The sequence below is a fragment of the Arthrobacter sp. Dra40 genome, from assembly GCF_059091905.1.
The window spans coordinates 30,916-55,069 of record NZ_JBNHHB010000032.1 but is presented as its reverse complement, the minus strand read 5'-3'; the positions used below and the strand labels follow the sequence as shown (position 1 = coordinate 55,069).

Sequence of the window (24,154 nt, the reverse complement as noted above, 5' to 3'; positions counted from 1 at the left end):
GCACCGGCGGCCACCTCGGCGCTGCCCGCTTGCAGGCCGTGGTCAACGACGACGGCCCCCACCCGGTAGGGGCGGACACCGTTGCGGGCGGGCCGGTTGAAAAATTCCGCGGCGACGGCCAAGGCCAGCGAATCCGGCCCGCCGCTGCAGGCCACCAGCAGCAACTGCGGTTCGGCTGCCTCCGAGGCCGCTGCCGGCGGGCCGAACTGCGCAAGCACCTGCCGCAACTGATGCCGGGCCTCCCCCACGCGTGGATGCAGCCGGGGCTTGCGCCGGACCGCAGCACCTTCGCTCATGGGCGGTTGAGGTCCATCCGGCTGATCCACCGGTCGGGATGGTGGATCTCGTCTTCGGAGGGCAGGTTCTCCGGCCGCTCCCACACCGCGTTGAAGCCCTCCATGCCGATCTGCGCCGTGACAGCCCGGACAAACTTGGCGCCGTCGGAGTACTGCCGGGCCTTGGCGTCCAGTCCCATAAGCCTGCGGATCCAGTTTTCCAGCGCCCCGCGGCTGGTGCCGCGCGCGTTGAACCGTTGCCGGATGGTCTTCACTGTCGGGACGATGGAGGAGTCCACCGCGTCCATCACCACATTGGCGTGCCCCTCCAGCAGGCTCATCACAGCGGTTAGGTGCGAGAAGACTGCTTTCTCCTCCGGTCCCTGGATCAACTCGAGGAGGGACCCCTTCAACGACGAACCCGGCCCTCCGCCGTCGTCCTTTCCGCTGTCCTTGGCCGCGGAAACGGCCGCCTTGACCGTTTGCTGCAGCCGCTCGCCCAGGGTGTCGGCTTTGTCCACCAGCGACGACGAGAGCTCGCCGATCTGCTCCATCATGTGGTCGCGCAGCCACGGCGCCGCGGCGAACTGCACCCGGTGGGTTTGCTCGTGCAGGCAGACCCATAGCCGGAAGTCAGACGGAACCACGTTCAGTTCCCGTTCCACCGTCACAATGTTCGGCGCCACCAGCATCAGCCGGCCGGCCGCCGGGCCGCCCGGCAAGAGCGAGCAGAAGGGATCGTACTGGCCCAGCACCTTGCTGGACAGGAAGGAGAGAATGGCACCCATCTGGGTGCCGGTGAGCGCGCTGCCCACGGCCGTGGTGGCGCTCTTCAACTGGTCCGGGCGCTTCTCGGCGAGCGCCGTGATGGCGGGGGCCAGCATGACCTCGAAACTGCGGGCATTGGCCCGGGACCAGGCCGCACGGTCAATGATCAGCACCTCGGAGTCGCGCAGGTTGCGGGCGGCCTCCAAGCCGGTAATGCGGTGCACATGGTCCACCGATTCTTCGGCCAGCCGGCGCAGGTCCGCTACGGCGGCGCGGATATCCGCAGCCTTCATCTTGGGGCCGGCAGGAGTCAGGGCGGCGGCCGTGGAGGCCGCCAGTTCCCAGTTGACCAGCCGCGGGGCCGGACCTCCGGTGGCGCCGGATTCGTTGGGGGTCGGTGCGCTGCTGTCCATCGTCCCATCAGATCACATCAGCGCGGGGGCGGTCACTACCGGCCCGGGCGGATCGGCGGCCCCTCAGCGGCAGCCGCAGCCTGCCAGCACGGTCGCCGCGCGGTCCGCGGCGACCCGGGCGGCATCGGTAGAACCGCTGAGCCCGTTGGCCACGAAGGCAAAGACCAACAGCCGCCCGTCTGCGCTGGCCACGTAGCCGCTGAGCGACGTCACGGCGTTCAGAGTGCCCGTTTTGGCCCGGACCAGTCCGGCGCCGGCGGAGTTCTCCCCCAGATAGCGTCCGGACAACGTGCCGGTCAGGCCGGCGACCGGAAGCGAGCCGATTCCGGCCCGGAGGTCCGGGTCCTCGGAGGTCGCCATCAACGTGACTGCCGCGGCCAGCTGGGCGGGACTGGCCCGGTTGTTCATCGACAGGCCGCTGGCGTCGGCGAGCACCATGCCTTCCGCCGGAATTCCCAGCCGTTCCACGGCCTCGCGCACGGCTTCGGTGCCTCCACCGAAGGAAGCGGGCTTCCCTACTGCCACGGCGGTGTTGCGGGCGAGCACCTCGGCCACGTAATTATCCGAGTGCTGCATCATGTAGGCCACCTGGCCGGCCACCGGGGCGGAATGCACGCCGGCCAGCACGGTGCCGTCCTCCGGTGCTGCTTCACGGCCCACCGGGCCCGCGACGGTCAGCTTTTGGCCGGCAGCAGCCTCGGCCAGTGCGTCGCGGAACACTGCCCCCGCCACCGCGGCGGCGTCGGCTACCAGGTCCCCGCCGCCGTCGGCCTGTTCCCGCCCGGCATACAGTGCCAGCGGATAGACCGCGGCGATTTCACCGTTCTTCACGTCCCCCGCGTCCCAGGCTGCGCTGATGGCGGCCCCGGAGTACAAGGAGTCGTCCACCGCCACGGACAGCTCGCCGCTATACCCCTCGGCGGCCAGCTTCGCGGCGGTCCGGGCCGCCAGTGTGGCCAGCCCTGCCTCGCCCCAGACCGCGCCCGGTGTGGACTCTCCCGCGCCCAGCAAGGCATCACCGCCGCCCACCAGGTACAACGTGCCGGGGCTGCTGCCGCGCTTGACCGTGGTGGTGAACCGCCGGTCGGCGCCGAGGGATTCCAAGGCGGCGACGGCGGTGAGCACCTTCAGGTTGGACGCCGGAATCAGCGGCTCGGCGGCGGCTTTGTTGTACAGCACGTCACCGGTGGCCGCATCCGTGACGGTTCCCGCGAAGCTTCCGGCGCCATCGAACGCCAACGCCTTGTCCAAGGCGGGCCCCAGCACGGCGGGATCCGGCGCCGGGGCCCCGTCGGCTGACGTGGCAGCCAGCGGATCCTCAGGCACCTCCGTGGGGGGCAACTGCGCCGCGGGCGTGCTGATCACCGGTTCTGGCTCCAGCCACTCGATGGCCTGGGCCAGGTTTATGCCCGCGGGGACGGCCAGCACGGCGAACACGGCAGCCAGCAAACCTGAGGTGAGCAGCCGGAAGCCACGCCCCATTACTGCCCTCCTGCGGATCTTGAAGTGTTGCGTTGCCCCGCACACACCCGATGCCGGGGCGGTAGGGCAAGACCGATATCGTTAAGCGTAGTCTGGCGCCGGGCAACGGTTGTGCATCGGCGGCGCCCTACCAATATCTGACCGTCTCCAAGGAGCGAAGCCATGCAGCATGACGTCACCATCGAGATCCCCAAGGGGTCCCGGGTCAAGTACGAAATCGACCACGAAACCCACCGCCTCCGCCTGGACCGGGTGCTGTTCACCTCCATGCAGTACCCCACCCATTACGGCTACTTCGAGGACACCCTGGGCGAAGACGGCGACCCGCTGGACGCGCTGGTCATGCTGCAGGACTTCGACCTGCTGCCGGGCGTGCTGGTCGAGTCCCGTCCCATCGCCGTGTTCAATATGACCGACGACGGCGGTGGAGACGCCAAGGTGCTGTGCGTTCCGGCCGACAAGCGCTTCGACCACATCCAGGAACTTGCCGACGTGCCGGAGTTCCTGGTCAAGGAGATCGAGCACTTCTTCACCCGGTACAAGGACCTGGAGCCGGGCAAATGGGTCAAGGCCGAAGGCTGGTCCGACCGTGCCGCCGCTGAGGCCGAACTGGAAGCGTCCATCAAACGCTTTGCCGACAAGGGCGAAGGGTCGGCCCACGACGAGCCGCAGGGCCGCGACGTCTAGGCTGAACTGAACCTGGCCGCCGGGAATCGGCGGAAGGACAACGACGGCGGTCCGGGCCCTTGAAGGCCCGGGCCGCCTTTGTCTGCCTGCACTGCTGCGCCAGGACACACCAGCCAACCGAAATCGGTTGTTCCGCACCTTGGGGGCGCAATACTTGTGCCATGTACGTGCTCACCATCAACCAGCGCGATTCCCGCGAGGTGGGCGATCTGGTGCCCGAGCTGATCCGGTCGCTGCGCCACCTTCCCGCGTCCATCCCGTTCCAGCGGTCCGTCGGCGACGAGGCGATCGGTGTGGTCGACGAGGCCGCCACGGCCATCGACGCGGCGATGATCGCACTGCGCAGCCGGCGCTGGCATGTCGGCATCGGCGTAGGGGAACTGCGGCCGCCGCTTCCACCTGACATTAAGGACGCCGAAGGCTACGGGCTGGTCTATGCACGCCGCGCGGTGAACCGCGCGCAGAAAACCGGAGAGCGCGTTCCCCTGGCCGTCTCCGGCCCGGACGCAGACATCGCGGCGGAAGCAGAGGCGGTGCTGCGGCTCATTGGCCAGATTGTCGCCACCCGCACCGACGCGGAGTGGAAGGTGCTGGACCTGATGACGCCGGGAGCGCGCGGCCAGCAGAAGTACATCGCCGAAGTGCTGGGCATTACCAGCCAGGCCGTGAGCAAGGCGGTGGTCCGTTCGCACTGGGTCGAGGAGTGGGCCTGCCGTCCCGCGGCGGCTCGGCTGCTGGGCCTGGTTTACGGGCCCAGCTCGCTACCTCCCGCCGTCCTGCCCTACTGACCGGCCGTGCTGCCGGGTGGTTGACGCCCCGCAAAGCTAGACTCCGTGTCAGGAGGGCGGAACATCCGCCAGTTGGCTTGCGAACAGAGGAGTGCACGCATGGTTCCGGAGATCAACGTCTGGGCGGTCATCGTGGCCACCCTGTCAACCATGGTCGTCGGCGCCATCTGGTACACGCCGAAGGTCTTCGGCAACTACTGGATGAGGGTTGCCAAGGTCACCCCCGGCGAAGGCAAAGACGCCGTCCGGCCGCTGATCCTCACCCTGATCGTCAGTCTCGTCAGTGCCTGGGTGCTGGCCGGCTCGGCTGCCATCGCGCAGGACTTCTACGGAGGCAACTTTCTGTGGAACACGGTGTTGACGGCCCTCATCCTCTGGGCCGGCTTCACCGCAGCCCGGCTGGTCACCCACGACGCCTTTGAAGGCCGGCCCGCCGGTTTGACCGTGCTGAACATCGTGCACGAGTTGGTCACGTTCCTGGTCATGGCCCTGGTCATCGGCCTCTTCGGGATCAGCGGCGCCTAGAGCCGGCCCGGCCGCGGGCCACCCCCGGCACCTGCCCGGGTGGGATGCACCCGGGCCGCAGCGTCAGTCAAGCAGGCTGCGCAGGACGGCGGCTGCGCCGTCTTCCTCGACCGTCCCGGTGATCTCGTGGGCGACGGCCCTGACCTCTTCGGGCGCCTGCCCCATGGCGACACCGCGGGCGGCCCAGTCGAGCATCTCGATGTCGTTGCGGCCATCGCCCATGGCGACAGTATGCGACGGCTCCACGTCCAGCTTCCGGCGCAGGGATTCCAGCGCGCTGGCCTTGGAGACGCCGTTGGCCGCGATGTCCAGCCACGCGGTCCAGCCCACCGAGTACGTCACGCCCTTGAGCCCGGCGGTGTCGATGGCTTCCTTGAACTCCTCCGGCGTGTTCTCGGCGCTGGAAACCACCACGCGGACAGCGGTGGCCTCCAGCAGGGCCTCGAAGTCCACACCCTTCGCCTCGATGCCGAAGCTGCCGTCCTGGAAACGCTCGGTGGACAGGAAGTTGCCTTCTTCGTCTTCCAGCGCGAACTTGGCGGTTGGCAGCTTGGACCGCATCACGCGCAGCGCGGGGCCTGGATTGAACGTCACCCGGTCGATGACTTCGTAGCCGCTGTCCAGCGAGGTGTCGATCCGCAAGGTGACACCGCCGTTGGAGCAGACTGCGTGGCCCTTGGTCAGGCCGATCAACTCGATAATCGGCAGCGTTGCGTTCAGCGACCGCCCGGTGGACACGACCACCTCGTGGCCTGCCTCAACGACGGCACGCGCTGCTTCGCGGACGGCGTCGCTCATGTGGCCGTCGTGGTTGACCAAAGTGCCGTCCACGTCCAGGGCCACCAGCTTGCGGGACCCGTTTTCCACGAAGTTGTGGCGCCGGGCTTCACTCTTTTTGTCTGTCATACCTTCTGTCGCAATCCGCTGGTCATCGATGCCAGCGTGAGCCTTGTCAGCTGTAGTTGTCATGTCCCTAGTCAAACATGGGCGGCCTGCCGCGGGGTAGGAAATTTTCTACCAGCGAATGAAAGGCAGGTGAACAGCGCGCCGCCCGGCCGTGCCGGGCCGGCCGCCAGACCCACGGGACCACGGGCTAGGCGAGGACCGGCAGGACGTCCATGCCGCCCAAGTAGGGCCGCAGGGCTGCCGGCACATTTACCGATCCGTCGGCGTTCTGGTGGTGCTCCAGGATGGCAACGATCCAGCGTGTGGTAGCCAGGGTTCCGTTCAGCGTGGCCACAGCCCGGGTGCCCTTCTTTTCGCCCTCCGCCGAGGCCTGCCGTTCCCGGATGTTCAGCCGGCGTGCCTGGAACGTGGTGCAGTTCGAGGTGGACGTCAGCTCGCGGTAGGCCTGCTGGGTGGGTACCCAGGCCTCGCAGTCGAATTTGCGGGCGGCGCTCATGCCAAGGTCGCCGGCAGCGGTGTCGATCACCCGATAGGGCAGTTCCACCTTCGCCAGCATTTCCTCTTCCCACGCCAGCAGCCTGGCGTGCTCCTCGGCAGCGTCCTCCACCTGGCAGTAGACGAACATTTCCAGTTTGTTGAACTGGTGCACCCGGATGATGCCCCTGGTGTCCTTGCCGGCGGCACCGGCCTCGCGACGGTAGCAGGAGCTCCAGCCGGCGTACCGCGTGGGCCCGTCCACGAGGTCCAGGATTTCGTCCGCGTGGTAGCCCGCCAGCGCCACCTCCGACGTACCCGTCAGGTACAGGTTGTCCCGCTCCAGGCGGTAAATCTCGTCGTCGTGCTCCACATCGAAGCCGGTCCCCTGCATGGTTTCCGGGCGAACCAGAGTGGGGGTGATCATCGGGATGAAACCGTTGGACACGGCCTGGTCCAGCGCCATGTTCATGAGGGCGATTTCCAGCCGGGCGCCGACGCCCTTGAGGAAGTAGAAACGCGAGCCGGAGACCTTGGCCCCGCGTTCCATGTCGATGGCGCCGATCAGTTCCCCGATGGCCAGATGGTCCTTCGGCTCGAACCCGTCCTGGGTGAAGTCCCGGGGCTTTCCGACGGTCTTGACCACGGTGTAGTCGTCCTCGCCGCCGGCAGGAACGCCGTCTTCGATCAGGTTGGGGATGCTGCGCAGCAGCGAGTCCTGCTGGTTCCGCGCGGCGTCGGATGCAGCCTGCGCTTCCTTGACCGAGGCGGCCAGTACCTTGACCTGCGCCAGCAGCGCGGCCTTCTCCTCGCCCTTGGCCTGGGCCACCTTCTTGCCGAAGACGTTCTGTTCGGCGCGCAGGCCCTCGTACCGGTTGATGGCCTCCCGGCGGGCTGTGTCCGCGGCGATGACGGCGTCGACAACCGACTCGTCGGCGCCCCGGGCGCGCTGGGAGGCACGGAAAATCTCTGGATTGGCGCGGAGTACGTTTACATCGATCACCTGCTAAGGGTACCGAAAAAGGCTTTCCTGCCTCGATCGCGGTGTATCCGCCCCACCCGGCGCCTTCCGGTGTGCCCCATCGTCGCGGCTGGATAGTCTGAGAGCAATATGTCTGCCGAATGGATAGCCGCCCTCATCATCGTTTCAGCGGTGGCCGCTTTGGTGGTGGGCTGGCTCGGTCTCCGCCGGCTGTCGCGTCGCCGCCGGGAAGCGGTGCCGGCTGGCCCTTTGCCTGCCCGGGCCCTGCCGGACCAGCGCGTGGTGTTCATCCTCAATCCGGTCAAAAACGAGGCCCCCGAGGCCCGCCGCCAGGTGGAAGCCGCCTGCGCCGCTGCCGGTTGGAGCCCTCCCCTGGTCCTCGAAACCACGCTGGGGGACCCCGGGCGCGGCCAGGCCAAACGGGCCATCGCCGAGGGCGCCGACGTTGTGATTGCAGGCGGCGGGGATGGCACCATCCGGGTGGTCGCCGCCGAGTTATCGGGAACGCAGGTTCCGATGGGCGTGCTGCCGCTGGGCACCGGAAACCTGCTGGCCCGCAATCTGGGGCTTGAGCCGGCTGCCCTGCTGGCCAATATCAATGTGGCCCTGCACGGGGCCACCCGCCAGATCGACACCGCTGAGATCACCCTGGAGAACGCGGTCACCGGCGAACGCTCCGTGGACAGCTTCCTGGTGATTGCAGGCATTGGCGTGGATGCGGACGTGCTGGCCGACACGCGTGACGACCTGAAACGCCGCTTCGGCTGGATGGCCTATTCGGAAGCCGGGGTCCGGCACCTGGCCGGCCGTCGGGAGCGGGTCATGGTCAGCATTGACGACGCGCCGGCACAGTCGCGCAGGGTCCGCAGCATCCTGCTGGCCAACTGCGGGAAGCTGCCGGCGGGCATTGACTTCATCCCGGCGGCAGAAATCGACGACGGCGAACTGGACATTGTGGTGCTTAGCCCGCGCAGCGTGGTGGGCTGGCTGTGGATCGCCGCCAAGACCCTGGTGCGGCACCGCGCACCGATTCCGGTGATTGAGTATCACCGGGGACGGAAAGTCCGCATCACCGCGCTGGAGCCGATGGGAAGCCAGCTCGACGGCGATCTCTCCGGGCCGGTCACTTCCCTGACGGTAGAGGTCAGGCCGCGGTCGCTGGCGGTGCGCACGGAGACGCTCCCGGCGGCCGGCAGCATCAAGGCCGCGGCCCGGGCCTGACGCACGCGGGAACGGGTCCGGAGGACAGTCCCCCGGACCCGTTCGTGGCGGACCGATCCTGCGCAGGTTACGTGTGGTCTCCTGCGGGGGTTAGGTGTCGTCGCCGCCGGAGTTCAGCGGATCGTCGCTGGCATCAGCCCCGTCTGTGTTGTGCAGCTCTTCACCCGGAATGTCGATGGGCTGTTCATCTGCTTCGAGGGCCGGAACATCCACATCCGGCTGCTGCAGGTCTTCGTCTGCCGGAATCGGAAATTCGCCGGCTGCCTGCTGGTCAATCAACTGCTGCTCCTCGGCGAAGCGCAGGTCATTTCCCTGGTCCCCGAGGTCTCCGGGACGGTTTTCGCTCGTGGTCTGGTTGAGCGCCTCAGCCGGCGTCGGCTGTCCGCCCTCGTACTGGTCCCTGCCGTTGTGCTCTGTCATGGTGCTCCGATCTTTGGTCGCGGCTGCGGTTTTCCTCAGCATACTGACCATAACCACTGGCCGACAGTCCGGGCGGTTCGGTCAGCGGGCCAGCAGAAGTTCCTGCACCCAGTCATCGGCCTTCCGGAACGCGTCGTCCTGATTGGGCCGCGGGACGGTGAGTCCGCGGCGATCGGCGCGCGGATAGGAGCCCAGGAAGCGCAGGCCCGGGCTGAGCCGGTGAAGCCCGCGGACCGCGTCGGCCACCCGCTCCTCGGCCAAGTGGCCTTCGGCGTCCAGACTGAAGAAGTAATCGCCCAGGAACTGGCCGGTAGGGCGGGACTCGATCCGGCTTAGATTCACGCCCCGGCTGGAGAGCTGTTCGAGGATGGCCACCAGCGCTCCCGGATGGTCCTGCGGCAGCGGCACCACCAAGGTGGTCTTGTCTGCGCCGGTGGGCGCGGGGAGGGCGCCGGGGCGGCCGACCAGGATGAACCGGGTGACCGCGTCGGGAACGTCGCCAAGGTCGTCGGCGGCCACCTGCAGGCCGCGCTGCGTGGCCACGAGCGGCGAACAGATCGCCGCCTCGTACCGCGGCGCGGGCTCCAGCAGTCCGACGGCTGCCCCGGCCGTCGAGGAAGCCGGCAGATATGCCGCTTGGGGAATATTGCTCCCGCACCACCCGCGGCACTGCGCCCAGGCATGCGGATGGGTGGACACCGTGCGGACATCTTTCAGCGCCACCCCGGGCCGCACTGCCAATACGAACCGGATGGGCACCAGCTCCTCGCCGATGATCCGCAACGGCTCGCCGCCGGCGATCGCGTCCAAAGTGGCACTGACGCCGCCCTCCACCGAGTTCTCGATGGGAACCATGGCAGCCTCGGCGTCACCGGCACGGACAGCTTCCAAGGCGGCCTCGACGTTCGGCGCCGGCATCCGGCGCGCGCCGGCAGCCCCTGGAACCTGGAGAAGCGCCGCTTCCGTGAACGTTCCCTCCGGCCCCAGGAAGGTATAGACGCCGCTCATTACTGGACCCGGGGCTCCTGCCCGTTCTCAGAGACGATGGGCTTGCCGGAATCCAGCCACGCACCCATGCCCCCGGTGATGTTCACCGCGGAGTACCCGTTGCCGATCAGCCATTCGACGGCCCGGAACGAGCGCCCGCCGCTGCGGCACACCACGTGCAGGTCCTCATCCGGGTCCAGCTCCTCGAGCCGCAGGGGCAGGTCGTTGAGCGGGATGTGCACGGCGCCGGCAATATGCCCGGCCTCCCATTCATAGTCCTCACGCACGTCCAGGATGGTGGCGTCGCCGCCTACGTCATTGACGTCCACGTTCTCGACATCGCTCATGGCAACCTCCGCAATCCGCGGCAGGCACTGCTGCCGCTGGTTTGTTCCTGACCGGGCTCACCCGTAATTTGCCCCTCTTCCAAGCCTATAGTGGGATCGTCCGCTGCACCTTAATGAGACAGGGGTACCCATGGCCGCAGACCAGCCGACCATCCTGGCAACCTCCGGAGGCTTCGCTCCCGGAGTGCGCAGCCGGATCGCGTTCAACCATCTGGTGCACCACGCGGTCGAACTGTCCGGGGCCACCGGGCGGGCACCTCGGCTGGTCCATCTGGGAACTGCCGCCGGCGACCAGCGGTGGTTCCAGGCCGAACTGGATGAGGCGGCCAGGGTAGCCGGCTATGAATTGAGCCACCTGAACCTGTTCACCATGCCCAATGTTCAGGACATCGAGGAGCACCTGCTCGCCCAGGATGTGGTCTGGGTGGGCGGTGGATCGGTGGCGAACCTGCTGGCCGTGTGGCGGGTGCATGGGCTGGATGCCATTTTCCGGCGGGTCTGGCACGCCGGGGTAGTGCTGGCAGGGGTTTCCGCCGGCTCCATTTGCTGGTTCCGCGGCGGCACCACCGATTCGTTCGGTCCCGAACTGCGGCCGGTCACCAACGGCCTGGCACTGCTGCCCTACGACAACGGTGTCCATTACGACTCGGAGCCCCGGCGCCGGCCGTTGGTGCACCGACTGGTGGCGGACGGCATCCTGGGTGAAACGCACTGCACGGACGACGGCGTGGGACTGGTGTACCGCGGCACCGAATTAGCGGAGGCAGTCAGCGAGACCGACGGCAAACTGGCCTACCGCGTGACGGCCCAGGCCGGAGATGGGCCGGAAGCCATCGCGGTGGAGGAGCCAATCGACGCCAGATTCCTCGGCTGAAGCAAATGCGCCGATTAGCCCGTGACACCGGCCGGGGCTACGCTTACGGGCGATGACTGCTTTGCATGACTTGACGGCCGTTGCCCAGCGCGACGCCGTGGCCCGGGGCGAATTATCGGCGCGGGAATTGACGGACCACTACCTCCGCCGCATCGAGACGCTGAATCCGCGGCTCGGTGCCTTCATCACGGTCACCGCCGATCAGGCGCTCAAGCAGGCGCGCGCGGCGGACGACCACCAGGCGCGCGGCGGGCCTTTGGGCCGGCTGCACGGACTGCCGCTGGCGTACAAGGACCTCACCGATGTCGCAGGGGTGCCGACCACACATGGCAGCGCCGCCTTGGAACATCGCCCGGCGCTTGCCAACCACCCGTTGGTCGACGTGCTCGAATCCGCCGGCGGCATCAGCCTGGGCAAGACCCAGGTACCCGAGTTCGGCCTGACGTCCTACAGCGAAAACCATGTGGCTCCGCCGGCCCGCAACCCGCTGGACCCCACCCTGAGCCCGGGCGGATCCTCGGGCGGAAGCGCCGCTGCAGTGGCGGCGGGCATGCTGCCCTTCGCCCCGGGGTCCGACGGCGGCGGCTCCATCCGGATCCCCGCGGCCGCCACCGGACTGGTGGGGCTCAAGCCTGGCCGGGGCCGCATCCCGGCCGGCAGCACCGGGGACGACGCCGGTCGGTTGGTGGTAGCCGGACCGCTGGCCCGCACTGCGGCCGACGCCGGTCTGCTGATGGACGCGATGGCCGACGAGCCGCTCGGCCGGGTGGCCTTCCCCGAAGAACCCGATTTCCTGGGCGCCGCGCTCCGCGCCGAGGGACGCTTCCGGATCGGTGTCAGCACCGGCTCCCCCTTCGAGTCCGAGTATCCGCTGTCGCTTGAACCGGAGGCGCGCGAGGCGCTGGACAAGGCCTTGGAACTGCTCCAGGGGCTGGGCCACTCGCTTGAAGAAGCCGAGATCCGGTACGACAACCGCTACCCGGAGGCCTTCGCCACGGTCTGGACCTCCGGACTGTCGCAGCTGGAACTGCCGGCCGGCCGGGAGCAGCTGCTCATGCCGCTCACGCGCGTCTTCCGCCGCCGGGCCGTGAAGCGCAGTCCGGCGGCGTTGGCGGAAGCCTTGGCCGTGCTGGCACGCTTCCAAGACGACACCCGGGCGCAGTTCGGGCGCTATGACCTGGTGCTCACGCCCGCGCTGGCACAGACGCCCCGGCCGGTGGGCTGGTACACCTCAACCGGCGCGGACGTGGATTACATGCGCCAGTGCCAGTACTCGCCCTACACATCGTTGGTCAACGTGTGCGGCCTGCCCGCCATCTCGGTTCCGGTCAGCTCCACCGGGGAGGGGCTGTCCATGGGTGTCCAGCTGATCGGCAGGCCGGGCTCCGAGGCCGTGTTGCTGGCTGCCGCAGCCCAGCTGGAGAGCGTCCGCTGAAGCGCCGTTTAACCCGTCGCTGACCTGCGGAAACGCACTAACACGCGAACCGGGCCCGGGCCCGGAATATGACAATACATCCAGCCGAATGTCACAATTGAACATCGTGAGCAATACCGTGCAGTCCGGGAATCCGCAGCCGGAACAAGCTATCAAGTCCAGCCAGACCGGCAAAACCTTCTTCGGGCATCCACGGATGCTGGCGAATCTGTTCTCCGTAGAACTCTGGGAGCGTTTCTCCTTCTACGGCATGCAGGGCATCCTGCTCTACTACATGTACTACTCGGTCGCCGAGGGCGGGCTGGGCATCGACGAAGGCATTGCCACCGGCCTGGTGGGTGCTTACGGCGGCGGCGTGTATCTCTCCTCGATCCTGGGAGCGTGGGTTGCCGACCGCGTCCTGGGTTCCGAGAAGGTTCTCTTCTACACGGGCATCATGGTCATGCTGGGCCACATCGCGCTGGCACTGATTCCGGGCGGCACGGGGCTGGCCGTCGGCCTGATCCTGGTGGCCATCGGTTCCGGCGGCCTGAAAGCCACCGCAAGCTCGCTGGTCGGATCGCTCTACAGCCTGAAGGACGACCGCCGTGACGCCGGCTTCTCCATCTTCTACATGGGCGTGAACATTGGCGGGCTCTTCGGTCCGCTGCTCACCGGCCTGGCCCAGGTGCAGCTTGGCTTCCACTACGGCTTCGGCCTGGCCGCGCTGGGCATGGCGATCGGCCTGACCCAGTACGCACTGACCCGCAAGAAACTGCCCGAGGCAGCGCACCATGTGGCCAACCCGCTGCCGCGCGGCAACTACGGCAAGGTTGCCGCCGTCGCCGTGGCCGCCGTCGTCGTCATGGTGCTGCTGGTGGCCTTCGGCTTCGTCACCGCTAAGAACCTGGCCCCGATCATGGCCTGGCTGGCGATTATCGCCGCGGTGGTGTATTTCGTGGTGATCCTCTCCAGCAAGCGGGTCGATGCCGTGGAGCGCAAGCGCGTGTACGCCTTCATCCCGCTGTTCATCGCCTCGGCCGGGTTCTGGGCATTGTTCCAGCAGCAGTTCACCGTGGTGGCCCTGTACGCGGACAAGCAGCTGGACCGCACGCTGGGCGGCTGGGAAATGCCGGCCAGCTGGGTGCAGTCCATCAACCCCGTGTTCATCATCATTTTCGCCGGCATCTTCGCCGCGGTCTGGACCAAGCTCGGCCCCAAGCAGCCCAGCTCGCCGCTGAAGTTCGCCCTGGGCCTGGTCGTGATGGGCCTGGCGTTCCTGGCGTTCATCCCGCTCACCGGCGGCGGCGCCAACTCCACCCCGCTGCTGGCGATGGTCGGCATCCTGTTCCTGTTCACCATGGCGGAGCTGTTCCTGTCCCCCACCGGTTCCTCGGTCTCCACCAAGCTGGCGCCGAAGGCCTTCCAGACCCAGATGGTGGCGCTGTTCCTGCTCTCCATCTCGCTGGGCACCACGCTGGCGGGCATCCTCGCCGGCCACTACGACCCCGCCAATGAGGCGCCGTACTTCGGTTTCATCGGCGTGACCGCGATCATCCTCGGCGTCGGCCTGGCGGCCGCCGTGCCCTCGCTGAAAAAGCTGATGGGCGGCATCCGCTAGGACTCGGCCATACCAACGACGGCGATGCCCGGGCGGGATACAACCCCACCCGGGCATCGCCGTCGTTATGAGGATTGCAGGCCCCTGCCGGATGGACCTACAGGCCGCTGAGAATGCTGATGAGGATCAGCACGCACCAGATGCCGGTGACCGCGTAGCCCATGATCAGGCCTGCCAGCGCGAAGGTGCGGCCGGTGGGCTCCTTGCCCAGCGCGATGTGGCCGAACACGATGGCCAGGACCTGCGGAACCAGCATGAAGCCGAAGGTCACCACTGAGACGATGCCCAGCACCAGCGCAGCGATGCTCAGGCCCTTTGGCTGGGCCTGCGGCGTGTAGTACATCGGCTGGTTGTAATCCGGTCCGCCGTAGGGCTGCTCGCCGGAATACGGCTGCGCACCCGGGCCGGGCTGGTACGCATAAGGATTTCCTGTTTCAGGCAGCGGCGGCTGCGGCAGGGCCTGGCCGGGGTTCGGATCCGTGTACCAGCCCGGGTGCTTCGGATCGTTGAAGGGCGGCCTGTTTTCCGTGCCGGACATAGTGTGGATTCCCCCTGGGGTTGGTTCGCTGCCGCCCGCAACTGCACGGGGGCTGCCTCCCAGTCTAGGCTCGCGGGAAGATCCATGGGCGATTGCGCGTGATCCGTCACGCAAGCGCTACGGATCCTCGGTTTTTTGGCATGCTGGAGACATGGCAAACCGTGCGGGCACCGTGGCCCTACCCAGCGACCTTGTAGATCTCACCGCCCTGCGTGACGCGTATTTCGACGTTAAACCCGATCCGGCCGAGCCGTCGCAACGCGTGGCTTTCGGCACGTCGGGACACCGCGGCACCAGCCTGAAGGCCTCTTTCAACGAGGACCACATCGCGGCCATCACGCAGGCCATCGTGGAGTACCGCGCCGGGCGGGGCATCACCGGCCCGCTGTTCGTCGGCAAAGACACGCATTCGCTCTCCGATCCGGCGCAGGACACCGCCCTTGAGGTGTTGGCGGGGAACGGCGTCACCGTGCTCGTGGATTCGCGCACCGGGTGGACGCCAACGCCGGCGGTCAGCCACGCGATCCTGACCCACAACGCCGCCCACCCCGGCGTCCAAAGCGACGGGATCGTGATCACCCCCTCGCACAACCCGCCAGGTGATGGCGGCTTCAAGTACAACCCGCCGCACGGCGGCCCGGCGGACTCCGACGCCACCGGCTGGATTGCCGCCCGGGCAAACGAACTGCTGGAAGCGGGACTGCAGGGGGTGAAGCGGATCACGCTGGGGCAGGCGCAGTTCTCCGGCGCCGTCGGGACCTACGATTTCCTGGGCACGTACGTGGACGACCTGCCACAGGTGCTGGATCTGGACGCCATCCGATCCGCCGGCGTGCGCATCGGTGCGGACCCCATGGGCGGGGCCTCGGTGGACTACTGGGGCGCCATCGCCGAGCGGCACCGGCTGGATCTGACAGTGGTCAACCCGGCGGTTGACCCGCAGTGGGCCTTCATGACACTGGACTGGGACGAAAAGATCCGCATGGACTGCTCCTCGCCGTCGGCCATGGCCTCGCTGATCAGCGCGGTGCGCGGCGGCGGAGCTTCCTTTGACATTGCCACCGGGAACGACGCGGATGCGGACCGGCACGGGATCGTCACGCCGGACGCCGGGCTGATGAACCCCAACCACTACCTCGCTGTGGCCATCGACTACCTCTACACGCACCGGCCGGACTGGCCGGCGGGTGCGTCCGTGGGCAAGACGCTGGTGTCCTCCTCGATGATCGACCGGGTGGCGTCCAGCCTGGGCCGGCAACTGGTGGAAGTCCCGGTGGGCTTCAAGTGGTTCGTGCCCGGCTTGCTCTCAGGCGAAGGGGTCTTCGGCGGCGAAGAGTCGGCCGGGGCCTCCTTCGTGCGGTTCGACGGCAAGCCGTGGACCACGGACAAGGACGGCATCCTGCTGGCGCTGCTGGCCAGCGAAATCACTGCCGTGACCGGAACGTCGCCGTCCGAGCTCTATGCCGGGCTGACTGCAAAATTCGGGTCGCCGTCGTATGCGCGGATCGACGCCGCGGCCACGCGGGAGCAGAAGGCGGCGTTGGCAAAACTCTCAGCCGCCGACGTCGCCGCCACTGAACTGGCCGGCGAGACGATTACTGCCAAGCTGACGGAGGCACCGGGCAACGGTGCCCCCATTGGCGGACTGAAGGTCACCACCGACAATGCGTGGTTCGCGGCCCGGCCCTCCGGCACGGAAGACGTCTATAAGATCTACGCGGAATCCTTCCTCGGACAGGACCATCTGGTGCAGGTGCAGGCCGAGGCCAAGGCTATTGTGGACGCCGTGATCGCCTGAGGCCGTGGATAGCCTTGCCCGGCGGGCCTGGCGGGGCCGGCCGGGAGGGCCTGGCGGTTATGGTCTGGCAGGCGGCCTGGCGGGTAGGGGCGAGATCATCGTGCCGCGGTGACCTGCGGCGCGGCGTCGTCCACCCGTCACGACGGCGCGGCGCGGCTGCCTGGGCGGTAGGATGTCCTCCGGATAATTCCCGCTGACCCCCCTTGAAGAGGCCCACCATGAGCACGCCCGTAAAGTCGTCCCCGTTCCGCTGGACCGTGCATGGTGACGGCAGGAGCATATCTTCGGGCACAGTGGTGGGGCCGCAGGAGCGCCTCACCTGGCCGCGCACCATCGGCATCGGCGCGCAGCACGTGGTCGCCATGTTCGGCGCCACCTTTTTGGTACCGCTGCTGACCGGTTTCCCACCGGCCACCACGCTGCTGTTTTCCGGCCTGGGGACCATCCTGTTCCTCATCATCACCGCCGGCAGGGTGCCCAGCTACCTGGGCTCCAGCTTCGCGTTCATTGCCCCGATTGGCGCTGCGACCAACCAGCACGGGATGGGAGGAGCGCTCGGCGGGCTGATCATGGCCGGGGCAGTGCTCGCCGTGATCGGCTTGGTGGTGCACAAGGCCGGCACCCGCTGGATCCACGTGGTGATGCCGCCAGTGGTGACGGGCGCCATCGTGGCACTGATCGGGCTCAATCTGGCGCCGGCCGCCAAGCAGAACTTCGAGAAGGGGCCGGTCACCGCGCTGGTCACGGTTGTGGCGATCCTGCTCGTCACGGTGCTGTTCCGCGGACTGCTGGGCCGGCTGTCCATCCTGCTGGGCGTGCTGGTCGGCTACGTGGTAGCCATCCTGCGGGGAGAAGTGGACTTCTCGGCGATCAATGACGCAGGCTGGGTCGGGTTGCCGGACTTCCACGCGCCCGAGTTCCATGTTTCAGTCATCGGCCTGTTCGTCCCCGTGGTGCTGGTGCTGGTTGCGGAGAACATTGGCCACGTGAAGTCCGTCTCCGCGATGACCGGGCAGGATCTCGACCCGGTCACCGGCCGCGCGCTGATGGCGGACGGTCTGGCCACCATGCTGGCCGGCAGCGGCGGCGGCTCCGGCACCACCACTTACGCCGAGAACATCGGCGTGATGGCAGCCTCCAAGGTGTACTCCACGGCCGCCTACTGGGTTGCCGGCATCGTGGCCGTCCTGCTCAGCCTGTTCCCGAAGTTCGGAGCCGCCATTGCCACCGTCCCGGTGGGCGTCCTGGGCGGCGCCGGCGTCGTGCTTTATGGCATGATCGGCATCCTGGGCGTGCGGATCTGGGTCCAGAACCGGGTGAACTTCGCCAACCCCATCAACCTGTCGGTGGCCGGAGTTGCCTTGGTGATCGGCATTGCCAACTTCACCTGGACAATCGGCGCGCTGAAGTTTGAGGGCATCGCACTGGGCACCGCGGCCGCGCTGCTGATTTTTCACGGCATGAGCGCTGTGGCGCGCTGGCGCGGCACCGAGCCGGTGGATGCCGCCGAGGACGAGGGCGTCAAACCGTCGAAGCTTGGCTGACCGCCAGGCCATCGGCCGCCGGACCTCTGGCGCAGCCATGCTCCAGCCTGCAGCACCCTAGACCGCCCGGACGCCGGGGGCTAGCGTTGCAGGCACCTCCGGGGAGTCCGCCCCGGGGCCGTCAGCAGGAGGAAGCATGGCCAACCACGTCTACAACGTCACCGAAATTGTGGGAACCTCGCCCGACGGTATCGACGCCGCGGTCACCAACGCCATCAGCGAAGCGTCCAAGACGCTGCGGAACCTGGACTGGTTCGAGGTGAAGTCGGTGCGCGGCCATCTCGCGGAAGGCAAGGTCTCCGACTGGCAGGTGACCATCAAGCTCGGTTTCCGGCACGAGAGCTGACCACACCGTCCTGGCTTCCGGCGGGAGCCCGGCGCACCGGGGATTGCTGCCTCTCGTCCCCGCGCCCGGACTCCTTCGCCTGGCCGGACCCCCCATTGTGCCCGGCGCGATGCGGTGGTGTGCTGGAGGCATGAGCCAGCAACCAGACCATGACGGACTGCCCCACGACGAACACCTGCGCGACGACATCGGCGCTCCGGCCCCGGAGAAGGAATCTGCCGCAGAGTTCGACGGCGAGCATTTCACCTCCAGCCTGCTAAACGCAGGGCAACGGGTCCCGGGTCTGAGCCCGGACGGCGAATACCGCGAGGGCGAGGACCCGGAGCACGACAACGAACCCGGACAGGACGGGTTCATTCCCCTCGACGGGGCCAAGGGGTAGTTCGCAGGCCATCGTGGCCGGGGCTTGGGCGCACCAGCGAGGTCCGTTATATGATGGAGTTCTAAATCAATGAACTCCTGAAGGAAGCTCATGGACCGCTCTTCCGCCACCGATGCCCCGCTGTATGAAGTCAAGGCCAACCTGTTCAAAGGGCTCTCACATCCGGTCAGGATCCGGGTGCTGGAGATGCTCGCAAACGCTTCGGAAGTCACTGTCGCAGAGCTGATCGCCCAGACGGGCCAAGAGGCCTCCAACCTGTCCCAGCACCTGGCTGTGCTGCGCCGGCACAACCTGGTGACGGCGGAACGCCGGGGTGTGCAGGTTTTCTACCGTCTGGCCTATCCGCAAGTAGCGGATTTGCTCACGGTGGCGCGCAGCCTGCTGCAGCAGCTCCTGCACACCGCTACCCAGCAGCTGGCCGGTTTCGGGGCGCCGGCCGACAGTGCGGCGCCCCAGGAGGCAGCTGCTAAACCGGACCCGGCCAGATGAAGGCCTTGAAGGCTGCCGCCGGATTGCTGCCTGGCAAGGCGGACTACGCACAGCTGCCGCGAACCTGGAAGAACGACCTCGTCGCTGGCATAACGGTCGGGATTGTTGCGCTGCCGCTGGCCCTGGCGTTTGGCGTCAGCTCGGGAGCGGGTGCTGCCTCCGGCCTCATCACCGCGATTGTCGCCGGCATTGTGGCGGCAATTTTCGGCGGTTCCAATATCCAGGTTTCGGGCCCCACCGGTGCAATGGTGGTGGTCCTGGCACCGGTCATCGCCAGCTACGGCATGTCCTCGCTGGCGGTGGTAACCCTCATGGCCGGGATTATTGTGCTGGCCGCCGGGGTGCTGAAACTCGGCCGGGCGGTCAGCTTCATACCCTGGCCGGTCATCGAAGGCTTCACGCTGGGCATCGCCGTCATCATCTTCCTGCAGCAGGTACCGGCGGCCTTCGGGGCCGAACCGGGGCCGAGCACCAATGCTGCAGTGTCAGCGGTCCAGGCATTGGGCACAGCTTCCCTGGCCGGCCTGGTCTGGCCGGTCGTCCTGGTGTTGATCGTGGCGGGCATCATGGCCGCGGCGCCTAAAATGCACCCGCAGCTGCCCGGCTCCATCCTGGGCATTATGGCGGCCACCCTTGTGGCACAGCTGGCGGGCCTGGACGTTGCCCGGATCGGCGAACTGCCCAGCGCCCTGCCAGCGCCGGCGCTGCCGTCAGTGGATTTGGCCCTGGTCGGTACCTTGGCCGGGCCCGCCCTGACCATTGCCGCATTGGCCGCCATTGAGTCCTTGCTCTCGGCCCGGGTCGGTGCGTCCATCTCCGACACCGGCCCCTACGACGCCGACCGCGAGCTGGTGGGCCAGGGCCTGGCGTCGCTTGCCTCGGGCTTCTTCGGTGGCATGCCGGCCACCGGCGCGATTGCCCGCACGGCAGTGAACATCCGTGCCGGAGCGCGCACCCGTGTCTCCGTCGTTGTGCATTCGCTGGTGTTGCTGGGCGTGGTGTACCTGGCCACCGGGCCGGTCTCGCAGATTCCGCTGGCCGCGCTTTCCGGCGTTCTGATGGTGACGGCTGTCCGCATGGTCCCCTTGAACAGCCTCCGCAGCGTACTCGGCTCCACCCGGGCGGACACGGCTGTCTTCATCGTCACCGCGGTCATCACGGTGTCATTCGACTTGATCCAAGCAGTGGTGATCGGCATTGTCTTCGCGGCGTTCTTTGCACTACGGGCACTGGGCTATTCCAGCGGCGTACACCGCGAGGAAATCCCCGGACCGGCCGCCGAGGGCGACGAGCAGATCGCGGTCTTCCGGCTGGACGGAGCCCTGTTCTTCGGCGTCGCCGACAGGGTGCTGGAGCGCGCCAGCTCCATTCGGAATGTTCAGGTGGTGATTATCCGGATGTCCCAGTTGCAGATCCTGGATGCAACGGGGGCCAAGGTGGTTGCCGACCTGGTCACGGCACTGGAGCGCCGCGGCATCACCGTGCTCATCAAGGGCATTCAGGAGCGGCACCTGCTGCTGGCCCGCCGGGTAGGTGTCCTGGAGTCGCTGCGCCACCACAAGCATCTATTCTCCGAACTGGACGCCGCGGTGGAGCATGCCCGCAGCCATGTGCGGCGCACCCGCGACAGTCAGCGGCTCCGCAACACCTGACATCGCGCGAGCTGAAGGCAGGGCGGGAGGCATCGCCGCTCAGTTGCCGGAGGGAGACCTTCCTGCGCGGGCTTCGGCTGCCGCGCGGTAGGCGAGGACCGTCGCGGCAATCGCCAGCCCGACGGCGAGGATTCCGCAGGGATTGCACAACGCGGTGGACATTCCCAGAGCGGACGGACCGGCCACCAGCGACAGCATGGACGCGCCGTCTCCAGCGCCGCCGCCGAAATCCGGGACGGTGAAACCGAAGGAGAGGCCCAGCAGCCACGACAGCGCCGGCGCCACCACGGCCCGCACCGGAAGCAGCGCACCCCGGCGCGCCGTCTCCCCGAGCTTGAGGGCGGTCAGCATGAGCAGCACCAGCAGTACCGGACCCAGGCTGATCCCCAACCACAGCACCATCTGGCCGCCGATGCCGAACATCACCCGTCCGGCCACCACCCACAGCGGCACCAGCACGGCCATGGGAAAGGCCAGCCAGAGTACCAGGGTGCGAAGAAAGCCTTGGCGCACGGCCACGGGCGGCGGGACGACGGTGCTGCTCATGCCCCTCATGATACGGCTAGCGCTCTGGCTCAGGCCCCCTCGAGCGCCTGCTGCGTGGCCAACGCAACATAGCGCGCGGCGTCGGCCATCGCCTGTTCCTGGCTCCGGGCCGCCTCGACCACGCTGGCGGCCGCGTGAACGCCATGTCCGGCCAGCTGTTCCGGCGTCAGGCTAATCTGCCCCGCAACGACGACGACGGGAATCCCCCGGGCGCGGGCCCGCGCAGCCACGCCCAGCGGCGCCTTTCCAAACTCGGACTGTCGGTCCAGCGATCCCTCGCCGGTCAGCACCAAATCCGCATCGGCCAAGGCAGCATCAAGTCCCACCAGGTCGGCGACCACGTCGAATCCCCGCTCCACGCGCACGCCGGCCAGCGCCATGAAGCCGGACGGAAAGCCTCCGGCCGCTCCTGCGCCGGCGACGTTGACGTCGCGGCCGGTTGCCTGCAGCAGCAACTGGGCCCAACGCTGCAGCGCCTCGTCCAGCAACCGCCGCGAAACCGGGTCGGCGCCCTTCTGTTCGCCAAAAGCATGCGCCGCACCATCCGGGCCGTACAGCGGGTTCGACACGTCGGCTGCCACCCGGATCACGGTCTTCGCCAGCCGGGGATCCAGCCCGGAGATGTCCAGGTGCGCAGCAGTAGCCAGGGCCGCACCTCCGAGCAGGATTTCAGCGCCGCCGTCGTTATGAATCGTGAGACCGAGGGCGCGGAGAGCTCCGGACCCGCCGTCGGTCATCGCGGAGCCGCCCACTCCGAGCACGATCTCCTCGGCCCCGGCATCAAGCGCCGCCTCGATCAACTGGCCGCTGCCGTAGGAATGGGCCGCCAGTGCCGACTGCACACTGGGCTCGGTGAGAAGCAACCCGGACGCCCGCGCGGTTTCAATCACTGCGGTCTTGCCGTCCGGCCGTTCCAGCAGTGCCCAGGACGCGGTGACCTCACGCTCCAGCGGACCGACCACGCGCTCGGTGTGCTCGGTGGCTCCGGCGGCGAGCGCCGCCTCCAGGGTGCCCTCTCCGCCGTCGGCGACCGGGAGCAGCTGCACGTCCGCATCCGGATAGACGCGCAGCACCCCTTCCGCCATGGCGGCGGCGGCCTCCGCGGCCGACAGGGTTCCCTTGAATTTATCCGGTGCGATCAAGACCTTCATGCAGACTCCCTCTGCGGCCAGCAGCCGCGTTCGGCCATGACGTCAGCCAGAATTTCGGCCCGGTCGGAGATCAATCCATCGACCCCCAGGGCCAGCAGCCGTTCCATCTCCGCGCGTTCGTTGACGGTCCACACATGGACCTGAAGGCCGGCACGGTGGCAGCGCCGGACGAATCCCGGCGTCACGACGGTGAACCGGCCGTACGTCACCGGCACCTGGACGGCGTGGATCCGTAAAAGGCGTGCCACCAGGCGCGCCAAGCCAACATAACCGAAGAGACATATAGCCACGGTTGCATATACCCCGCCGGAGCCCGCCACTGGCCGGCTGAGGCCCCGCAGCACACGGAAGCGCCGGCGGTCGGAAAACGAGGCGACCAGCACCCGGTCGTGCGCATTGTAGGCCTCGATCAACCGGGCCAGCTCGTCGGCGGCCGCCATGTCCTTGACGTCCACGTTGAGGCGCACATCGGGCCAGGCGGCCAGCAACTCCTCGAAGGTTGGAATCCGCTCGCCGTCGATCCGCACCTGCGCCAGTTGACCTGAGGTGTGGGCAGCCAGTTTGCCGCGGCCATCGGTCGTCCGCTCCAGCGTGGGATCGTGGAACGCCATCAGCACACCATCGCGCGTGGACCGGACATCGGTCTCCAGGTAGGCGTAGCCCAGCTCGACGGCCGCGCCGAAGGCCGCCATCGAGTTCTCCCGGCCTTCCCGCGAGAAACCGCGGTGGGACATCGCCAGCGGCCGGTCCCGCCCGGATCCGGGAAACGTAGGATTGAAGTACAGGCTGGTACTGCTCACACCCGGTACTCTACCGGCCCGCCGCCATCGATCAGGAGGAACCCATGCGTCTTGCCCTGGTGCAGGCTGCGGGGCTGCACAGCGATGCCGCGCTGGTGCGCAGCCAGCGCTGGCTCGAACAGGCCGCGGGTTTGGGCGCCCGGCTGTTGGTGCTGCCGTCCGGCTTCCCGCCCGGATTCCGCCGTGAGCTGGGCCGGCTCGCCGCACTGCACCGCATGGCCGTGGCCGGCGGCAGCACCGCCGGCGGCAGCACAGAACTCTGGCTGGTGGATGCCGCCGGCGGGCTCCAGGCCTGCACGGACGCTGCTGTGGTGGTGCCGCTGGACGGGCTGCTCGTCGCCCTGGCTACCGAGGACGACGCCGGCCGGATCGGACCGGATGCGGACAGCGGGTTCACTCGGCCGGGTTCAGGCGCCGGAGTGCAAGTACTGCTGGTGCCCGGCGGCAGCGACGGCCGGGACGGCTGGTTCCGTGCCCTTGCCCGCCGCGGACCGTCCGCACCGGTGGTGGCCTGGAGCGGGCCGGGCCACAGCTTCATTGCGGCGCCGGTGACGGGCGTAGCGGCGGAGGCTGGCCTCTACGAAGAGTTGATTGTCGCCGATGTTGAGCCGCCCAAGCGGCACGCGGGCGTGGGGCCCAGCTGGTTCGCCCGTCGGTATCTAGCCGAGCGCCCCCAGACTCCGCGCCGGCCGGTGAGGACCGGACCTCCGGGAGGCTCCTGACC

The 24,154-nt window shown here is 67.9% G+C and carries 26 protein-coding genes; 14 read left to right on the top strand and 12 right to left on the bottom strand.

Annotated elements, in window-relative coordinates:
* From AC5RWT_RS15330 to dacB, 3 genes are all read right to left on the bottom strand, one after another.
* Nucleotides 1-296 (bottom strand): PP-loop family protein (locus AC5RWT_RS15330; protein ID WP_494080912.1); only part of this gene is annotated, 296 nt, incomplete at its 3' end.
* Nucleotides 293-1,456 carry a zinc-dependent metalloprotease gene (locus AC5RWT_RS15325; protein ID WP_494080911.1) on the bottom strand — a complete coding sequence of 388 codons (1,164 nt, stop codon included), beginning with the start codon at nt 1,454-1,456 and terminating at the stop codon, nt 293-295. The genes AC5RWT_RS15325 and AC5RWT_RS15330, both read right to left, overlap by 4 nt.
* Before the next feature lie 63 nt (nt 1,457-1,519).
* Nucleotides 1,520-2,938 (bottom strand): D-alanyl-D-alanine carboxypeptidase/D-alanyl-D-alanine endopeptidase, encoded by a 1,419-nt coding sequence (gene dacB, locus AC5RWT_RS15320; RefSeq protein WP_494080910.1) that lies wholly within the window; start codon nt 2,936-2,938, stop codon nt 1,520-1,522.
* A gap of 162 nt (nt 2,939-3,100) precedes the next feature.
* Here dacB and AC5RWT_RS15315 point away from each other — a divergent pair, with 162 nt between their 5' ends.
* From AC5RWT_RS15315 to AC5RWT_RS15305, 3 genes are all read left to right on the top strand, one after another.
* Nucleotides 3,101-3,625, top strand: a complete 525-nt coding sequence (locus AC5RWT_RS15315) for an inorganic diphosphatase (protein WP_493969339.1) — start codon at nt 3,101-3,103, stop codon at nt 3,623-3,625.
* 161 nt (nt 3,626-3,786) lie between these two features.
* On the top strand, nt 3,787-4,413 hold the full coding sequence (locus AC5RWT_RS15310) for a hypothetical protein (RefSeq protein WP_494080909.1): 627 nt from the start codon (nt 3,787-3,789) through the stop codon (nt 4,411-4,413).
* A gap of 99 nt (nt 4,414-4,512) precedes the next feature.
* Nucleotides 4,513-4,938: a DUF1761 domain-containing protein gene (locus AC5RWT_RS15305; RefSeq protein WP_494080908.1), complete on the top strand. Its 426-nt coding sequence runs from the start codon at nt 4,513-4,515 to the stop codon at nt 4,936-4,938.
* A gap of 63 nt (nt 4,939-5,001) precedes the next feature.
* Here the strand turns inward: AC5RWT_RS15305 and AC5RWT_RS15300 are convergent, their stop codons facing one another.
* The gene (locus AC5RWT_RS15300; RefSeq protein ID WP_494080914.1) at nt 5,002-5,844 is read right to left on the bottom strand and encodes an HAD family hydrolase; all 843 of its coding nucleotides are present in this window, start codon (nt 5,842-5,844) and stop codon (nt 5,002-5,004) included.
* Between the two features lie 187 nt (nt 5,845-6,031).
* Nucleotides 6,032-7,321 carry a serine--tRNA ligase gene (gene serS / locus AC5RWT_RS15295; RefSeq protein WP_494080907.1) on the bottom strand — a complete coding sequence of 430 codons (1,290 nt, stop codon included), beginning with the start codon at nt 7,319-7,321 and terminating at the stop codon, nt 6,032-6,034.
* Between the two features lie 108 nt (nt 7,322-7,429).
* Here serS and AC5RWT_RS15290 point away from each other — a divergent pair, with 108 nt between their 5' ends.
* Nucleotides 7,430-8,521 carry a diacylglycerol/lipid kinase family protein gene (locus AC5RWT_RS15290; RefSeq protein WP_494080906.1) on the top strand — a complete coding sequence of 364 codons (1,092 nt, stop codon included), beginning with the start codon at nt 7,430-7,432 and terminating at the stop codon, nt 8,519-8,521.
* 90 nt (nt 8,522-8,611) lie between these two features.
* On the opposite strand, the gene AC5RWT_RS15285 is transcribed toward AC5RWT_RS15290, so the two are convergent.
* The 3 genes from AC5RWT_RS15285 to AC5RWT_RS15275 form a co-directional block, all read right to left on the bottom strand.
* The gene (locus AC5RWT_RS15285) at nt 8,612-8,941 is read right to left on the bottom strand and encodes a hypothetical protein (protein WP_494080905.1); all 330 of its coding nucleotides are present in this window, start codon (nt 8,939-8,941) and stop codon (nt 8,612-8,614) included.
* 81 nt (nt 8,942-9,022) lie between these two features.
* Nucleotides 9,023-9,949, bottom strand: a complete 927-nt coding sequence (pheA, locus tag AC5RWT_RS15280; protein WP_494080904.1) for a prephenate dehydratase — start codon at nt 9,947-9,949, stop codon at nt 9,023-9,025.
* The gene (locus tag AC5RWT_RS15275) at nt 9,949-10,275 is read right to left on the bottom strand and encodes a rhodanese-like domain-containing protein (RefSeq protein WP_494080903.1); all 327 of its coding nucleotides are present in this window, start codon (nt 10,273-10,275) and stop codon (nt 9,949-9,951) included. The genes pheA and AC5RWT_RS15275 overlap by 1 nt, the downstream gene beginning before the upstream one ends.
* 130 nt (nt 10,276-10,405) lie before the next feature.
* Between AC5RWT_RS15275 and AC5RWT_RS15270 the strand changes: the two genes are divergently transcribed.
* The 3 genes from AC5RWT_RS15270 to AC5RWT_RS15260 all read left to right on the top strand — a co-directional run bounded on the left by AC5RWT_RS15270 (nt 10,406) and on the right by AC5RWT_RS15260 (nt 14,184).
* Nucleotides 10,406-11,149, top strand: coding sequence for a Type 1 glutamine amidotransferase-like domain-containing protein (locus AC5RWT_RS15270; protein WP_494080902.1), 744 nt, complete (start codon nt 10,406-10,408; stop codon nt 11,147-11,149).
* Between the two features lie 52 nt (nt 11,150-11,201).
* On the top strand, nt 11,202-12,584 hold the full coding sequence (locus tag AC5RWT_RS15265) for an amidase (RefSeq protein ID WP_494080901.1): 1,383 nt from the start codon (nt 11,202-11,204) through the stop codon (nt 12,582-12,584).
* Nucleotides 12,585-12,681: 97 nt separating this feature from the next.
* Nucleotides 12,682-14,184 carry a peptide MFS transporter gene (locus AC5RWT_RS15260; protein WP_494080913.1) on the top strand — a complete coding sequence of 501 codons (1,503 nt, stop codon included), beginning with the start codon at nt 12,682-12,684 and terminating at the stop codon, nt 14,182-14,184.
* Between the two features lie 97 nt (nt 14,185-14,281).
* Here AC5RWT_RS15260 and AC5RWT_RS15255 read toward each other — a convergent pair whose 3' ends face one another.
* Entirely contained in the window at nt 14,282-14,722 is a 441-nt protein-coding gene (locus AC5RWT_RS15255; protein ID WP_494080900.1) for a DUF4190 domain-containing protein, read from the bottom strand.
* Nucleotides 14,723-14,873: 151 nt separating this feature from the next.
* On the opposite strand from AC5RWT_RS15255, the gene pgm reads away from it, so the two are divergent.
* The 6 genes from pgm to AC5RWT_RS15225 all read left to right on the top strand — a co-directional run bounded on the left by pgm (nt 14,874) and on the right by AC5RWT_RS15225 (nt 20,933).
* Nucleotides 14,874-16,520, top strand: a complete 1,647-nt coding sequence (pgm, locus tag AC5RWT_RS15250; protein WP_494080899.1) for a phosphoglucomutase (alpha-D-glucose-1,6-bisphosphate-dependent) — start codon at nt 14,874-14,876, stop codon at nt 16,518-16,520.
* Nucleotides 16,521-16,738: 218 nt separating this feature from the next.
* Nucleotides 16,739-18,064: a uracil-xanthine permease family protein gene (locus tag AC5RWT_RS15245; RefSeq protein ID WP_494080898.1), complete on the top strand. Its 1,326-nt coding sequence runs from the start codon at nt 16,739-16,741 to the stop codon at nt 18,062-18,064.
* 136 nt (nt 18,065-18,200) lie between these two features.
* Nucleotides 18,201-18,410, top strand: a complete 210-nt coding sequence (locus AC5RWT_RS15240) for a dodecin (protein ID WP_493969325.1) — start codon at nt 18,201-18,203, stop codon at nt 18,408-18,410.
* 130 nt (nt 18,411-18,540) lie between these two features.
* Nucleotides 18,541-18,792: a hypothetical protein gene (locus AC5RWT_RS15235; RefSeq protein WP_494080897.1), complete on the top strand. Its 252-nt coding sequence runs from the start codon at nt 18,541-18,543 to the stop codon at nt 18,790-18,792.
* 90 nt (nt 18,793-18,882) lie between these two features.
* Entirely contained in the window at nt 18,883-19,281 is a 399-nt protein-coding gene (locus AC5RWT_RS15230; RefSeq protein ID WP_494080896.1) for an ArsR/SmtB family transcription factor, read from the top strand.
* Nucleotides 19,278-20,933, top strand: coding sequence for a SulP family inorganic anion transporter (locus AC5RWT_RS15225; RefSeq protein ID WP_494080895.1), 1,656 nt, complete (start codon nt 19,278-19,280; stop codon nt 20,931-20,933). Before AC5RWT_RS15230 ends, AC5RWT_RS15225 begins: the two co-directional genes overlap by 4 nt.
* A 39-nt stretch (nt 20,934-20,972) precedes the next feature.
* Here the strand turns inward: AC5RWT_RS15225 and AC5RWT_RS15220 are convergent, their stop codons facing one another.
* The 3 genes from AC5RWT_RS15220 to AC5RWT_RS15210 are packed head-to-tail and all read right to left on the bottom strand — an operon-like array spanning nt 20,973 to nt 23,430.
* Nucleotides 20,973-21,479: a hypothetical protein gene (locus AC5RWT_RS15220; RefSeq protein WP_494080894.1), complete on the bottom strand. Its 507-nt coding sequence runs from the start codon at nt 21,477-21,479 to the stop codon at nt 20,973-20,975.
* A 29-nt stretch (nt 21,480-21,508) separates the two neighbouring features.
* Nucleotides 21,509-22,630, bottom strand: coding sequence for a glycerate kinase (locus AC5RWT_RS15215; protein WP_494080893.1), 1,122 nt, complete (start codon nt 22,628-22,630; stop codon nt 21,509-21,511).
* A complete protein-coding gene (locus AC5RWT_RS15210) occupies nt 22,627-23,430 on the bottom strand; it encodes a glycerophosphodiester phosphodiesterase family protein (RefSeq protein ID WP_494080892.1) in 804 nt (267 codons plus the stop codon). The genes AC5RWT_RS15215 and AC5RWT_RS15210 overlap by 4 nt, the downstream gene beginning before the upstream one ends.
* A 44-nt stretch (nt 23,431-23,474) precedes the next feature.
* Here AC5RWT_RS15210 and AC5RWT_RS15205 point away from each other — a divergent pair, with 44 nt between their 5' ends.
* On the top strand, nt 23,475-24,152 hold the full coding sequence (locus AC5RWT_RS15205) for a hypothetical protein (protein WP_494080891.1): 678 nt from the start codon (nt 23,475-23,477) through the stop codon (nt 24,150-24,152).
* Nucleotides 24,153-24,154: the final 2 nt, after the last annotated feature.